The organism is Burkholderia sp. AU31624 (assembly GCF_020420065.1).
Classification (GTDB): Bacteria; Pseudomonadota; Gammaproteobacteria; order Burkholderiales; family Burkholderiaceae; genus Burkholderia.
Genome location: NZ_JAIZRT010000006.1, coordinates 24,166 through 36,640, shown reverse-complemented (window position 1 = coordinate 36,640; position 12,475 = coordinate 24,166). Strand labels below are relative to the sequence as shown.

Annotated in this window: 14 protein-coding genes; 12 read left to right on the top strand and 2 right to left on the bottom strand. The window is 66.5% G+C overall.

Translation table 11 applies throughout. The features are described from left to right. Window positions 1-352: 352 nt before the first annotated feature. The 10 genes from LGM89_RS22120 to LGM89_RS22075 all read left to right on the top strand — a co-directional run bounded on the left by LGM89_RS22120 (window position 353) and on the right by LGM89_RS22075 (window position 9,729). Window positions 353-1,489, top strand: a complete 1,137-nt coding sequence (locus LGM89_RS22120; protein WP_226273882.1) for a muconate/chloromuconate family cycloisomerase — start codon at window positions 353-355, stop codon at window positions 1,487-1,489. 52 nt (window positions 1,490-1,541) lie between these two features. Beyond that, window positions 1,542-2,486, top strand: coding sequence for a catechol 1,2-dioxygenase (gene catA / locus LGM89_RS22115; protein WP_226273881.1), 945 nt, complete (start codon window positions 1,542-1,544; stop codon window positions 2,484-2,486). Between the two features lie 121 nt (window positions 2,487-2,607). After that, complete coding sequence (locus tag LGM89_RS22110) at window positions 2,608-3,966, top strand: Rieske 2Fe-2S domain-containing protein (protein ID WP_226273880.1); 1,359 nt, start codon at window positions 2,608-2,610, stop codon at window positions 3,964-3,966. Continuing rightward, complete coding sequence (gene benB, locus LGM89_RS22105) at window positions 3,963-4,451, top strand: benzoate 1,2-dioxygenase small subunit (RefSeq protein ID WP_089476094.1); 489 nt, start codon at window positions 3,963-3,965, stop codon at window positions 4,449-4,451. Before LGM89_RS22110 ends, benB begins: the two co-directional genes overlap by 4 nt. 45 nt (window positions 4,452-4,496) lie before the next feature. Continuing rightward, window positions 4,497-5,519 (top strand): benzoate 1,2-dioxygenase electron transfer component BenC, encoded by a 1,023-nt coding sequence (benC, locus tag LGM89_RS22100; RefSeq protein ID WP_226273879.1) that lies wholly within the window; start codon window positions 4,497-4,499, stop codon window positions 5,517-5,519. 2 nt (window positions 5,520-5,521) lie between these two features. Beyond that, the gene (gene benD / locus LGM89_RS22095; protein ID WP_226273878.1) at window positions 5,522-6,292 is read left to right on the top strand and encodes a benzoate diol dehydrogenase BenD; all 771 of its coding nucleotides are present in this window, start codon (window positions 5,522-5,524) and stop codon (window positions 6,290-6,292) included. A 91-nt stretch (window positions 6,293-6,383) separates the two neighbouring features. Continuing rightward, window positions 6,384-6,782, top strand: coding sequence for a RidA family protein (locus LGM89_RS22090; RefSeq protein WP_089498638.1), 399 nt, complete (start codon window positions 6,384-6,386; stop codon window positions 6,780-6,782). A 194-nt stretch (window positions 6,783-6,976) separates the two neighbouring features. Then, window positions 6,977-7,789, top strand: a complete 813-nt coding sequence (locus tag LGM89_RS22085) for a creatininase family protein (RefSeq protein ID WP_226273877.1) — start codon at window positions 6,977-6,979, stop codon at window positions 7,787-7,789. A gap of 61 nt (window positions 7,790-7,850) precedes the next feature. After that, a complete protein-coding gene (locus tag LGM89_RS22080) occupies window positions 7,851-9,026 on the top strand; it encodes a YncE family protein (protein ID WP_226273876.1) in 1,176 nt (391 codons plus the stop codon). A gap of 220 nt (window positions 9,027-9,246) precedes the next feature. Continuing rightward, on the top strand, window positions 9,247-9,729 hold the full coding sequence (locus LGM89_RS22075) for a DUF1641 domain-containing protein (protein WP_226273875.1): 483 nt from the start codon (window positions 9,247-9,249) through the stop codon (window positions 9,727-9,729). 9 nt (window positions 9,730-9,738) lie between these two features. Here LGM89_RS22075 and LGM89_RS22070 read toward each other — a convergent pair whose 3' ends face one another. After that, entirely contained in the window at window positions 9,739-10,449 is a 711-nt protein-coding gene (locus LGM89_RS22070) for a response regulator (RefSeq protein WP_089498642.1), read from the bottom strand. 633 nt (window positions 10,450-11,082) lie between these two features. Here LGM89_RS22070 and LGM89_RS22065 point away from each other — a divergent pair. Continuing rightward, the gene (locus LGM89_RS22065; protein ID WP_226273874.1) at window positions 11,083-11,436 is read left to right on the top strand and encodes a hypothetical protein; all 354 of its coding nucleotides are present in this window, start codon (window positions 11,083-11,085) and stop codon (window positions 11,434-11,436) included. Window positions 11,437-11,455: 19 nt separating this feature from the next. Further along, window positions 11,456-11,710: a hypothetical protein gene (locus tag LGM89_RS22060; RefSeq protein ID WP_226207943.1), complete on the top strand. Its 255-nt coding sequence runs from the start codon at window positions 11,456-11,458 to the stop codon at window positions 11,708-11,710. A gap of 61 nt (window positions 11,711-11,771) precedes the next feature. On the opposite strand, the gene LGM89_RS22055 is transcribed toward LGM89_RS22060, so the two are convergent. After that, window positions 11,772-12,311 carry a GNAT family N-acetyltransferase gene (locus LGM89_RS22055; RefSeq protein ID WP_226273873.1) on the bottom strand — a complete coding sequence of 180 codons (540 nt, stop codon included), beginning with the start codon at window positions 12,309-12,311 and terminating at the stop codon, window positions 11,772-11,774. Between the last annotated feature and the right edge of the window lie 164 nt (window positions 12,312-12,475).

The following is a 12,475-nucleotide window of genomic DNA, read 5'->3' as shown; positions in this document are numbered from 1 at the left end:
CGGCCGCCAACCGCATATACCGAGAAACTCGCCCACGAGCCCCCGAGCGAAGCATCAGGAAAACCCTGACAGCGGCCCGTCGAGGCCGCTTTTTTGCGTCGCTGCGCGCGTGGCGGCCGATGCCTTTCGTGTCTCCGTCCGTCCGCATCCCGGTTGACCGCTCCTCTCGATCCAGCGCGGCTTCCCGGTCATACTGCCTGTCATCGAGGGTATGGTAACCAGCGATATTCAGCGAATATTCCCGAATTTCAATACCTGTCAGGTATTGAAATGACCGCCTAAAAGTATTGGACGCTCGATCCGGACGAGACGTATAAATCGCCTCAAGAACTTCACCCCCACGGCGTGCCCCATGTCCTCCGTCACCATCGAACGCATCGAAACCCGCCTCGTCGACCTGCCGACGATCCGCCCGCACAAGCTGTCGGTGGCCACGATGCACGGCCAGACGCTGATGCTCGTGAAGGTGTGCTGCAGCGACGGCGTGACGGGCCTCGGCGAAGGCACGACGATCGCCGGCATGGCGTACGGCCCGGAAAGCCCCGAAGCGATGAAGCTGGCGATCGACACGTATCTCGCGCCGGCGATCATCGGCAAGGACGCGACGCGCATCCAGACGCTGATGGCGTTCCTCGGCAAGCTCGCGAAGGTCAACCACTTCGCGAAGAGCGCACTCGAAACCGCGCTGCTCGACGCGCACGGCAAGCGGCTCGGCGTGCCGGTGAGCGAGCTGCTCGGCGGCCGCCGCCGCGACCGCCTGCCGGTCGCGTGGACGCTCGCATCGGGCGACACGGCCATCGACATCGCCGAAGCCGAGCGGATGCTCGACCTGCGCCGCCACAACGTGTTCAAGCTGAAGATCGGCGCGAAGTCGCCGGAGACGGATATCCGCCACGTGGCCGAGATCAAGCGGGCCGTCGGCGATCGCGCGGCGGTGCGTGTCGACGTGAACATGGCGTGGAGCGAAACGCAGGCCGCGCGCGCGATTCCGGCGCTGGCCGATGCCGGCTGCGAACTGGTCGAGCAGCCGGTGGCGTCGGCCGCGGCGCTGACGCGCCTGATGCGCCGCTTCCCGGTCGCACTGATGGCCGATGAAATCCTGCAAGGCCCCGACAGCGCCTTCGAGATCGCGAAGCATCACGGCGCGGACGTGTTCGCGATCAAGATCGAGCAAAGCGGCGGCCTGTTCGCCGCGCAGCGCGTCGCCGCGATCGCGGACGCGGCCGGCATCGAGCTGTACGGCGGCACGATGCTCGAAGGCGCGTTCAGCACGGTGGCGTCCGCGCACCTGTTCGCGAGTGTCGCGAACCTGCAGTGGGGCACCGAACTGTTCGGGCCGCTGCTGATCACCGAAGAGATCCTGACGCAGCCGCTCGATTACAGCGAATTCGAACTGACCGTGCCGGACGGCCCGGGCCTCGGCATCGAACTCGACGAGGACAAGGTCAGGCGTTTCACCCGCGACGGGCTGACGAAAGTCGCGCGATAACCCGAGCCAGGCAACGGCCGTCATTCCCCCCAATACACGTGGAGACACCATCATGAGCGTCAAAGTTTTCGAGTCCCGGGAAGTGCAGGATCTGCTGAAGGCCGCGTCGAACGCGGGCGCGAACGGCACGAACGGCGGCAACGCGCGCACGCAGCAGGTCGTGCTGCGGCTGCTCGGCGACCTGTTCAAGGCGATCGACGATCTCGACATCACGCCCGACGAGGTGTGGGCCGGCGTCAACTACCTGAACAAGCTCGGCCAGGACGGCGAAGCGGCGCTGCTCGCGGCTGGCCTCGGCCTCGAGAAGTATCTCGACATCCGGATGGATGCCGCGGACCAGGCGGCCGGCCTCGACGGCGGCACGCCGCGCACGATCGAAGGGCCGCTGTATGTGGCGGGCGCACCGGTGCGCGACGGCGTGTCGAAGATCGACCTCGACGAAGACGACGGCGCGGGCCCGCTCGTGATCCACGGCACGGTCACCGGCCTCGACGGCAAGCCGGTCGCGGGCGCGCTGGTCGAATGCTGGCACGCGAACTCGCACGGCTTCTATTCGCACTTCGACCCGACCGGCAAGCAGAGCGAGTTCAACCTGCGCGGCGCGGTAAGAACGGGCGCCGACGGCAAGTACGAATTCCGCACGCTGATGCCGGTCGGCTACGGCTGCCCGCCGCAGGGCGCGACACAGCAGTTGCTGAACAGCCTCGGCCGCCACGGCAACCGCCCGGCGCACGTGCACTTCTTCGTCGACAGCCCCGACCACCGCAAGCTGACGACGCAGTTCAACATCGACGGCGATCCGCTGATCTGGGATGACTTCGCGTATGCGACGCGCGAGGAGCTGATCCCGCCCGTGGTCGCGAAGACCGGCGGCACGGCGCTCGGCATGAAGGCCGATGCGTACCAGGACATCGAGTTCAACTTCGTCCTGACGCCACGGGTGCAGGGCAAGGACAACCAGATCGTCCACCGGCCGCGCGCAGCCGCGACGGCGTAACCGCCCACCGCCCGCCGGCGCGGCGCCGATGCGCCGCCGCCGGCCGGGTTCCCGCGAGATTCAACCGATTACCGATGCGAGCGTGCTTGCAGGACGCGGCACGCGCATGGGAGGAGCCAACATGTCCGCCACGATCGACCAAGCCACCGACCTGGATCACCTGCTCGCCACTGCCGTGCAGGACGACAAGGAAGCCGGCGTATTCCGCTGCCGCCGCGACATCTTCACGAACGCCGAGCTGTACGAACTGGAGATGAAGCACATCTTCGAAAGCAACTGGGTGTACCTGGCGCACGAAAGCCAGATCCCGGCCAACAACGACTACTACACGACGTGGATCGGCCGCCAGCCGATCGTGATCACGCGCGACAAGACCGGCGAGCTGCACGCGGTGATCAATGCCTGTGCTCACAAGGGCGCGATGCTGTGCCGCCGCAAGCACGGCAACAAGGGCAGCTTCACGTGCCCGTTCCACGGCTGGACCTTCTCGAACACCGGCAAGCTGCTGAAGGTGAAGGACGAGAAGACGACCGAGTATCCGGTGCAGTTCAACACGCACGGCTCGCACGACCTGAAGAAGGTCGCACGCTTCGCGAACTATCGCGGCTTCCTGTTCGGCAGCCTCAGCGCCGACGTGCTGCCGCTCGAGGACTACCTCGGCGAAGCGCGCGTGATCATCGACCAGATCGTCGACCAGGCGCCGAACGGGCTCGAGGTGCTGCGCGGCAACTCGTCCTACATCTACGAAGGCAACTGGAAGATGCAGATGGAGAACGGCTGCGACGGCTACCACGTCAGCACCGTGCACTGGAACTATGCGGCGACGATGGGCCGCCGCAAGGAAGACGGCACCAAGGCCGTCGATGCGAACAGCTGGAGCAAGTCGGTCGCGGGCGTGTACGGCTTCGACAACGGCCACATCCTGCTGTGGACGCAGACGATGAACCCGGAAGTGCGGCCGGTGTACCAGCACCGTGACGAGATCAAGGCGCGCGTCGGCGACGTGCAGGCCGACTTCATCGTCAACCAGACCCGCAACCTGTGCGTGTACCCGAACGTGTTCCTGATGGACCAGTTCAGCACGCAGATCCGCGTGGTGCGGCCGCTCGGCGTCGACAAGACCGAGGTCACGATCTTCTGCTTCGCGCCGAAGGGCGAGAGCGAGACCGATCGCACGGTGCGGATCCGCCAGTACGAGGATTTCTTCAACGTCACCGGCATGGGCACCGCCGACGATCTCGAGGAATTCCGCGCATGCCAGGCCGGTTACGCGGGTATCACGGCGATGTGGAACGACCTGTCGCGCGGTGCGCCGCTGTGGGTCGACGGCCCGGACGAGAACGCGAGGAAGATGGGGCTGAACCCGCGCATTTCAGGCGAGCGCAGCGAGGACGAAGGGCTGTTCGTGTGCCAGCACGAACACTGGGTGCACGTGATGCGCGATGCGCTGAAGAAGGAACGCGGGGAGGTGGCAGCATGAGCTTCGATTACCGGACCATTTGCGCGGCGCTGTATCGCGAAGCGCGCCTGCTCGACGATCGCCAGTGGGACGCGTGGCTGACCTGCTACACGGAGGACGTCACGTACTGGATGCCCGCATGGGACGACGACGATCGGCCGACCGACGATCACCAGAGCCAGATCTCGCTGATGTACTACCCGGACCGCGGCGGCCTCGAGGATCGCGTGTTCCGGATCAAGACCGAGCGCAGCGGCGCATCGACGCCCGAGCCGCGCACCAGCCACAACGTGACGAACGTCGAGGTGCTGGCCGAACGCGACGGCGAGGTGGACGTGCGTTACAACTTTCACACGCTGAACCACCGCTACCGCGTGACCGATCACTTCTTCGGCACGATGTTCGTCACGTTGCGCCAGGTGGGCGATGAACTGCTGATCGCGTACAAGAAGATCGTGCTGAAGAACGACTACATCCGGCAGGTGCTCGACGTCTATCACGTCTGACGCCCGTTGTTTCGTCATCAAAGACAAGGAAGTGGAGGCGACGCCATGTCCAGCTACAAGATTGCACTGAATTTCGAGGACGGGGTAACCCGCTTCATCGACTGCAAGGCCGGCGAGAAGGTGCTCGACGCAGCCTTCCGCGCGAAGATCAACCTGCCGATGGATTGCTCCGACGGCGTGTGCGGCACCTGCAAGTGCCGCGCCGAAAGCGGCAGCTACGACCTCGGCGACGATCACATCGACGACGCGCTCACCGAGGACGAAAAGGACGGCGGCCTCGTGCTGACGTGCCAGATGGTGCCGCAAAGCGATTGCGTGATCGCGGTGCCGACGTCGTCGGTCGCGTGCAAGACGGGCCAGAGCGGGTTCGCCGCCACGGTGACGAAGGTCGAGCAGCACAACGACGCGGCCGTCGTGCTCGAACTGGACGTCGGCGCGGCCGCGCCGGTGTTCCTGCCGGGTCAGTACGTGAACATCGACGTGCCCGCGAGCGGGCAGCACCGGTCCTACTCGTTCTCGTCGGCGCCGGCCGATGCGAAGGTCAGCTTCCTGATCAAGAAGATCCCCGGCGGCGTGATGAGCACGTGGCTCGAATCGGCGCAGCCCGGCGACACGCTGGAACTGCACGGGCCGCTCGGCAGCTTCTACCTGCGCGACGTGCAGCGGCCGCTGCTGTTCCTCGCGGGCGGCACGGGGCTCGCACCGTTCCTGTCGATGCTCGAGGTGCTCGCGCGCACCGGGTCGCGGCAGAAGGTGCACCTGATCTACGGCGTGACGCGCGAGCTCGACCTCGTGCTGGTCGACGCGATCGAAGCCTACGCGGCGAAACTGCCGAACTTCAGCTTCGCGACGGTCGTCGCGGATGCGGCGTCGAGCCATCCGCGCAAGGGCTGGGTCACGCAGCACATCCCGGCCGAGGCGCTGAACGACGGCGACGTCGACGTGTATCTGTGCGGGCCGCCGCCGATGGTCGACGCGGTGCGCCAGTACTTCGACGACGAAGGCGTGAAGCCGAACAGCTTCCACTACGAGAAGTTCACCCCCAACGTCACGGCAAAGGCGGCGTGATCATGCAACGATTCTCTGGCAAGGTCATCGTCGTCACGGGCGCCGCGCAGGGCATCGGCCGCGGCGTCGCGCTGCGCGCGGCCGCCGAAGGCGGCAGGGTGCTGTTCGTCGATCGCGCGGATTTCGTCGCCGACGTCGCGGCCGAAGCTGCCGGTGGCGAGACGGCCGGCTTCGTCGCCGATCTCGAAACCTACGACGGCGCGCATGCGGCGATCGCGCACGCCGCGCAGACGTTCGGCGGGATCGACATCCTGATCAACGGCGTCGGCGGCGCGATTCGCATGCGCCCGTTCGCCGAATTCGAGCCCGCGCAGATCGATGCGGAAATCCGTCGTTCGCTGATGCCGACGCTCTATACGTGCCACGCGGTGCTGCCGCATCTGCTCGCGCGCGGCGGCGGCACGATCGTCAATATCTCGTCGAACGCGACGCGCGGCATCCGCCGCGTGCCGTACTCGGCAGCGAAAGGCGGCGTCAATGCCCTGACGGCGGCGCTCGCGATGGAATACGCCGAGCACGACATCCGGGTCGTGGCCACCGCACCGGGCGGCACCAGCGCGCCGCCGCGACGCGTGCCGCGCAACGCGGCCGGCGACAGCGAGCAGGAACAGGCATGGATGGGCGAGGCCGTACGCCAGGTCACCGAGTCGACGTTCTTCAAGCGCTACGGCAGCCTCGACGAACAGATCGCGCCGATCCTGTTCCTCGCGTCCGACGAGGCGAGCTACATCACCGGCACGGTGCTGCCGGTCGCGGGCGGCGATACGGGTTGAGCGATGTGTCGTGGCGCCACCTGCACGTGTTCAACCTGTGTTCATCGACAACCCACCGGCCGGCGCGAAGACGCTGGCCACGGAGACTCTCATGCGTGATCGCAAAGCCATCGTTCCGGCGGGCATGGAAGCGGTGTACGAGAAAATCGGCTATGCGCCGGGCCTGATGGTCGGCGATACGCTGTACGTATCCGGCCAGATCGGCCGCGATGCGGCGATGCAGCTCGTCGAAGGCCGTGAAGCGCAGATCGTGCAGGCGTTCGAGAATCTGAAGCTTGTGCTGGAGGCGGCAGGCGCATCGTTCAACGATGTGGTCGACCTGACGACCTTCCATACCGACATGCGCGACCTGCCGTTGTTCATGCAGGTGCGCGACCGTTACCTTGCTGCGCACCCGAAGCCGGCGTGGACGGCGGTCGGTGCGCACATGCTGGGCGGCGCGCCGGGCTATATCGTCGAGATCAAGGCGGTGGCCGTGTTGCCGGCGTGATGGGCGCAGATGAGGAGAGGGCGCGTGCTGACCGGGAGTGACAGGCGTCACGACGCAAGACGGCATCCTGACGAAATCCTTTCTCTCGACCTGCGGCGTGAAGCGTCATGCGTCGGTCAGCGACAAGTCGCGCGACTTCGTTTATGGTGCGAGGGAACGCCGCGTCGTTTCTTTCCTTCCGCCGGGAATCCGCGATGAAATGCCTGCCACGCGCCATCCTCGCCGCCCTCGCTGTCACCGTCGCGCAAGCCGTGCTCGCCCAGGCGCCGGGCACGGTGCAACTCGAAGACATGACCTGGACCGAACTGCGCGACAGCATCCGGGCCGGCAAGACCACGATCCTGATTCCGATCGGCGGGACCGAGCAAAGCGGCCCGTACGTCGCGCTCGGCAAGCACAACGCGCGGGTCAGGGTGCTGTCCGAGCGGATCGCGGAAGGCCTCGGCAACGCGATCGTCGCGCCAGTCATCGCCTATGTGCCCGAGGGCGGCTATGCGCCGCCGACGTCGCACATGCGCTTCCCGGGCACGATCACCGTGCCCGACGACGTCTTCGAAAAGACCCTCGAATCCGCGGCCAACAGCTTCCGCGTCCATGGCTTCACGAACATCGTGTTTCTCGGCGACCACGGCGGCTACCAGAACGACATCAAGCAATCCGTCGCGCGGCTCAACAAGTCGTGGGCCGGCACGGGCGCGCGCGCGTTCGTGCCGGCCGCGTACTACGGCACCAGTTCCGACGGTTATGACCAGATCCTGCGCGAGCACGGCGTGCCGGCCGCGGAGATCGGCACGCATGCGGGGCTGGCCGACACGGCGCTGCTGCTGGCGGTCGAGCCGCGCATGGTCAGGGTCGACCAGCTGCGCAACGCCGCGAAGCCGGGCGCCGTCGACGGCGTCTACGGCGGCGATCCGCGTCATGCGAGTGTCGAACTGGGCCGGCTGGGCACCGACGCCATCGTGTCGCGCACCGTCGACGCGATCAGAAAGGACATCGCCGGCCGCTGACGCAGCCGCGCCATCGCGCTACCTTTGTCGTCGTTCCCTTCAATCGAACCGGGACATCGTCATGCAACCGCGCTTACGCCGTCATCTTCGCTTCTCCCGCCCCGCGACCGTCATCGTGGCGGTGCTGGCCGTCGGTGCCCGCGGGGCGATCGCGGCGGCCGCCGTCGCGACCGTACCCGGCATGCCGCCCGTCGTCCATCCCGACAACCTGTACAGCGAGGCGCAGGCCGGCCGCATGAGCGCGGCGGTGGCGGGCGCGTTGCCGCGCATCTACGTGCCGAACCTGAGATCGAACGACGTCTACGTGATCGACCCGGCCACGTACCAGGTCGTCGACCGGTTCGCGGTCGGCCGTAGCCCACAGCACGTCGTGCCGGCCTGGGACCTGCAGACGCTGTGGGTCGCGAACAATGCGGAAGGGCGAACCGACGGCAGCCTGACGCCGATCGACCCGAAGACGGGCAAGCCCGGCCAGGCAGTGAACGTCGACGATCCGTACAACATGTATTTCACGCCCGACGGCCACGATGCGATCGTGGTGGCCGAGGCACATGCGCGGCTCGACTTCCGCGACCCGAAGACGATGGCGCTGAAATCGAGCCTCGATGTGCCGCAATGCAAGGGCATCAACCATGCCGACTTTTCGATCGACGGCCGGTACGCGCTCTTCACGTGCGAGTTCGGCGGCAAGCTGGCCAAGATCGATTTCGTGAACCGCAAGGTGGTCGGCTATCTCGAGCTCGACCGGAAAGGAATGCCGCAGGACATCCGCGTGTCGCCCGACGGCAAGGTGTTCTATGTCGCCGACATGATGGCCGACGGGGTGTACGTCATCGATGGCGACGCCTTCACGAAGATCGGCTTCATCCCGACCGGCGTCGGGACGCACGGCCTGTACCCGAGCCGCGACGGCACGAAGCTCTATATCGCGAATCGCGGCTCCAATCGCGTCCATGGGGCGCGTCACGGCAAGGGCAGCGTATCGGTGCTCGATTTCGCGACCCGCCAGGTGGTTGCAACGTGGCCGATTCCCGGCGGCGGCAGCCCCGACATGGGCAACGTCAGCGCGGACGGCACCACGCTGTGGCTGTCGGGCCGTTTCGATGACGTCGTCTACGCGATCGACACCACGAGCGGCGCGGTCCGGTCGATTCCCGTCGGCATGGAGCCGCACGGCCTGACGGTGTGGCCGCAACCGGGCCGCTATTCGCTGGGCCATACGGGAAACATGCGGTAGTGCGGCGGCCGGTCAGCGCGTACCGGCCCGGCCGCTCGACACGCGGGCCGCATGGCTCGCCGATGAAACCCGCGCACGCAACCGCCGCGGCGCAAGCGGCGCGCGATGGGCGCACCTGCCCGGCCTGCTGCCGGGCAGGCGGTGTCAGACGAACGAGATGCAACCGGCGCGCGTGGCCGCCGTTGCGGCGGCCGCGTGGCGTCCCAACCGGAGAAAGCCGATGACCGAACGTCAGTCCCCCGACACGACGCCTCCGCACCCGGAGCCCAGCGCGCACGATGCGCTCGAACATTTGCTCGGCAGCCTGCACCGGCATGGATTCCTGCATTTGGCGACCGAGGTCGTCAGCGCGAACGCGCGGCTGGCCGACACGTTCGTCGATGCGCTCGACAAGCCGGGCATGCAGAGCGGCATGCAGAATCTCGCGGTGCTGTTGATGGCGCTGTCGCGCATTCCGCCCGAACAGTTCGGCAAGGCCGTGTTCGCGGCCGCCGACGCGCTGCATCACGTCGGCGCGTGGCAGCCGGCGCAGCACGAGCATGTCGCACCCGGCGTGCGCGGCGCGTACCGGCTGCTGCACGACGAAGCGCTGTGGGACGCGCTGACGCCGTTGCTCGAAGGGTTGAAGGTGTTCGCGCAAGGGCTGGCGCGCGCCCCGGAGACGCCCGTCACCGCGCCCGGCGAGAAGACGACGGGCATTTGACGCAGCGCGTCAGTCCCACGCGTGCTTGCTGAACTGATAGCCCTTGCCGCGAATCGTCTTGATTCGCTTCGGTTCCGTCAGGTCGTCACGCAGCTTGCGGCGCAGCTTCGAAATGCGGCCGTCGATCGAGCGGTCGAAGCCGTCGAACTCGATGCCGCGCAGCAGCAGCGTCAGGTCTTTTCGGCTGACCACCTCGCCGGCGCGACAGACGAGCGCCCACAGCAGGTCGAACTCGGTCGACGTCAGGCGGGGTGCGCTGCCGTCGGGAAGACGAACCTTGCGATCGGCCCGGTCGATCGAAAACTTGCCGAACTCGAAACGATGAGGCGATGCGGGCTCGACATCGTCCGGGCGCATACGCACCCGTCGCAGATGAGCCTTGATCCGCGCGAGCAGGATGCGCGGCTCGACCGGCTTGTGGAGAAAGTCGTCCGCGCCGAATTCCAGGCCGAGCAACTCGTCGAACAGCTCGTCGCGGGCCGTCATCATGATGACGATGCCGTCGTACCGCATGCGTGCCTCGCGACAAATCTCGAAGCCGTCCTTGCCCGGCAGGTTGATGTCGAGCAGCACCAGGTCGGGGTGACGCGCGACGATCGTGGCGACGGCGTCGGTGCCGTCGAACAGGCGGTCCACCTCGTACTGATGCGTGCGCAGATAGTCTGCGATCAGTGCGGACAAGTGGACGTCGTCTTCGACGAGCAGGATTCGGATGGGCATCGCTAAACGAGGGGATGAAACGGGAAAGTGGCGAGCGCAGCAGCCCAGTCCGACCATGGGGTGACTGAAGAGACGCGCATGATACGTCCAAACATTTCGCTGGAATGTAGCGAAATCTGCATCGCTCGTCCGTCCCGTCCGCACGCGAATCACCCGGCCCATGCAGCCGGGCAAATGGGCGAAAGTGTGGAATCGTGTCGTCGCGGAACGGGGCGATGGTCGGGCGATAAGCTCAGGCGCGGGATCCGCTTCATGGCCGCCGAGGACCGCTGGCGCGAAGTCGTTCGAACGAAAACGTTTGCGGAAAAATGGCGCGTGAAAAGCACACTCGCCCGGCCCGCAAGCCGGTAAAGATTGCTCGACATATCATTACAAAATATTACGAAACGGGCAACGAACAGGTCCTTACAATCGTGGCGACTCGATGGCGAGCATGCTGCACACCGGCTACCGGCTGGCCACCAAAGGGAATGCCAACGCGGTGGCGGTGACCGACAGCGTGCCATTGCTCGCCCGGTGCGTCCGTTGGGCGCGGCACTGCCGGTGCCCGACGCGCGCGAATCAATGTCGACGTCTTCCCGCCTTCCAGGCGGCAAACGTGTGGCCGGCAGGATGCTCTGATAGGAATGCGAAATGACGCCGCTTCAAATCATCCGGAGTCTCGATGCACTCACAACCGCGATCGAAGTCGCGGTCGCCCGGGCCGACTGGAGCGAGGCCGTCCGGGCAGCGGAAACACGTTCGGCGTTCCTGATGACGCTGTCACCCGGTCAACCCGACGAGGTTCACGCGGCGCTCCGGAGAATGCGGGAGATCGATATCCGGATCTCGATCACCGCACGGGAAACGCTGGAGGCACGCGTCGCGGAGAGCCGGAACGCGTTGCACGAAACCCGGCTGGCGTCGCCCGGGGCCGATGCCATGGCCGCCCGATCCCCTTCGTGGCGCTCAGCCACTTCACGGCGCTTCGCGCCGTACACGCATTGACACGGACAGATCCTTGAACATGCCGGTCAGGTCTCAACATTTCGGTGGCGGTATGCGATTTCGAAAACGCATCAGTTATGTCGATGCAACACGGTGGTTCGCGGATGGCGACCACGATCGGGTGGAAACCCGTGAAGGCGGACGCGCGATCGCCACACCGGAGGGCTGGCGTTCGGTGAAGTCGGGTGACTGGATCTTGCGCGATGATTGCGGCAACTGCTGGCCGATGGACAACGGGCTCTTTACGAGCCTGTATGAACCGGTCGTGGAGTGAGCGGCGAGGGCGCGCCGGCGCCGTCCGTACGGCACGCCCGCGTCACCCGTACGCCGGCAGCCTATCGGCGCGCACGCGAAAACAGCAATGAGTCGGTGTCGTTGAACCGGATCGGCACCGGCTCCCCATAACCCGCCTTTTCCGCCACGCGGATCGACGCGACGTTGGTCGGCGCGATCAGGCACACGCTGCGCTCGAACCGGTGCTGGCCGTCGAGCCATGCCAGCGCGGCCGAGAGCGCCTCGGTCGCGTAGCCCTTGCCGTGCGCCCACGTCGCAAGGGCCCAGCCGGCTTCCGGCACGCCGCGAATCGACGGCTCGATGAGCCGGTGGAAATCGGCGAAGCCCAGATCGCCGACATAGCGGCCCGACGCCTTCTCGCGAATCGCCCAGTACCCATAGCCGAGCAGCGGCCACAGCCCGCGATACGCGAGCATGCGCATCCACGAGTCGCGCGGCGCGGACGGCTTGCCGTTGAAGATGTGCTCGACGACCTTCGGCTCGGCCCACATCGTGGCGAGCGCCTCGAAGTCGCCGAGCGGATGGCCTTCGAGGATGAGACGCGGCGTATCGAGAACGGGCGGGGAGGAGACAGGCGGCATCGTGGCTTCCGGAGAGGAGGGGCATGGGACGGTCAGGCCGTCAGCATGTCGATGCCGCGCTGGTTGGGTTCCGTTCACGCACCGGCAGGCAGATCGGCCGGCGATGTTCCTCGGCGAGCGACGACGTGCGATTGACGGCAGGCGACGGCGGCCCGCTGCGAGCG

Excerpts from the sequence above, each read along its gene's own strand:
- LGM89_RS22085 (WP_226273877.1), top strand. The coding sequence starts at position 6,977 with ATGAAATGCCTGCCACGCGCCATCCTCGCCGCCCTCGCTGTCACCGTC.
- LGM89_RS22055 (WP_226273873.1), bottom strand. The coding sequence starts at position 12,311 with ATGCCGCCTGTCTCCTCCCCGCCCGTTCTCGATACGCCGCGTCTCATC.
- LGM89_RS22065 (WP_226273874.1), top strand. The coding sequence starts at position 11,083 with ATGACGCCGCTTCAAATCATCCGGAGTCTCGATGCACTCACAACCGCG.
- LGM89_RS22070 (WP_089498642.1), bottom strand. The coding sequence starts at position 10,449 with ATGCCCATCCGAATCCTGCTCGTCGAAGACGACGTCCACTTGTCCGCA.
- LGM89_RS22080 (WP_226273876.1), top strand. The coding sequence starts at position 7,851 with ATGCAACCGCGCTTACGCCGTCATCTTCGCTTCTCCCGCCCCGCGACC.
- LGM89_RS22120 (WP_226273882.1), top strand. The coding sequence starts at position 353 with ATGTCCTCCGTCACCATCGAACGCATCGAAACCCGCCTCGTCGACCTG.
- benC (WP_226273879.1), top strand. The coding sequence starts at position 4,497 with ATGTCCAGCTACAAGATTGCACTGAATTTCGAGGACGGGGTAACCCGC.
- catA (WP_226273881.1), top strand. The coding sequence starts at position 1,542 with ATGAGCGTCAAAGTTTTCGAGTCCCGGGAAGTGCAGGATCTGCTGAAG.
- LGM89_RS22060 (WP_226207943.1), top strand. The coding sequence starts at position 11,456 with ATGCCGGTCAGGTCTCAACATTTCGGTGGCGGTATGCGATTTCGAAAA.
- LGM89_RS22110 (WP_226273880.1), top strand. The coding sequence starts at position 2,608 with ATGTCCGCCACGATCGACCAAGCCACCGACCTGGATCACCTGCTCGCC.
- benD (WP_226273878.1), top strand. The coding sequence starts at position 5,522 with ATGCAACGATTCTCTGGCAAGGTCATCGTCGTCACGGGCGCCGCGCAG.
- LGM89_RS22090 (WP_089498638.1), top strand. The coding sequence starts at position 6,384 with ATGCGTGATCGCAAAGCCATCGTTCCGGCGGGCATGGAAGCGGTGTAC.
- LGM89_RS22075 (WP_226273875.1), top strand. The coding sequence starts at position 9,247 with ATGACCGAACGTCAGTCCCCCGACACGACGCCTCCGCACCCGGAGCCC.
- benB (WP_089476094.1), top strand. The coding sequence starts at position 3,963 with ATGAGCTTCGATTACCGGACCATTTGCGCGGCGCTGTATCGCGAAGCG.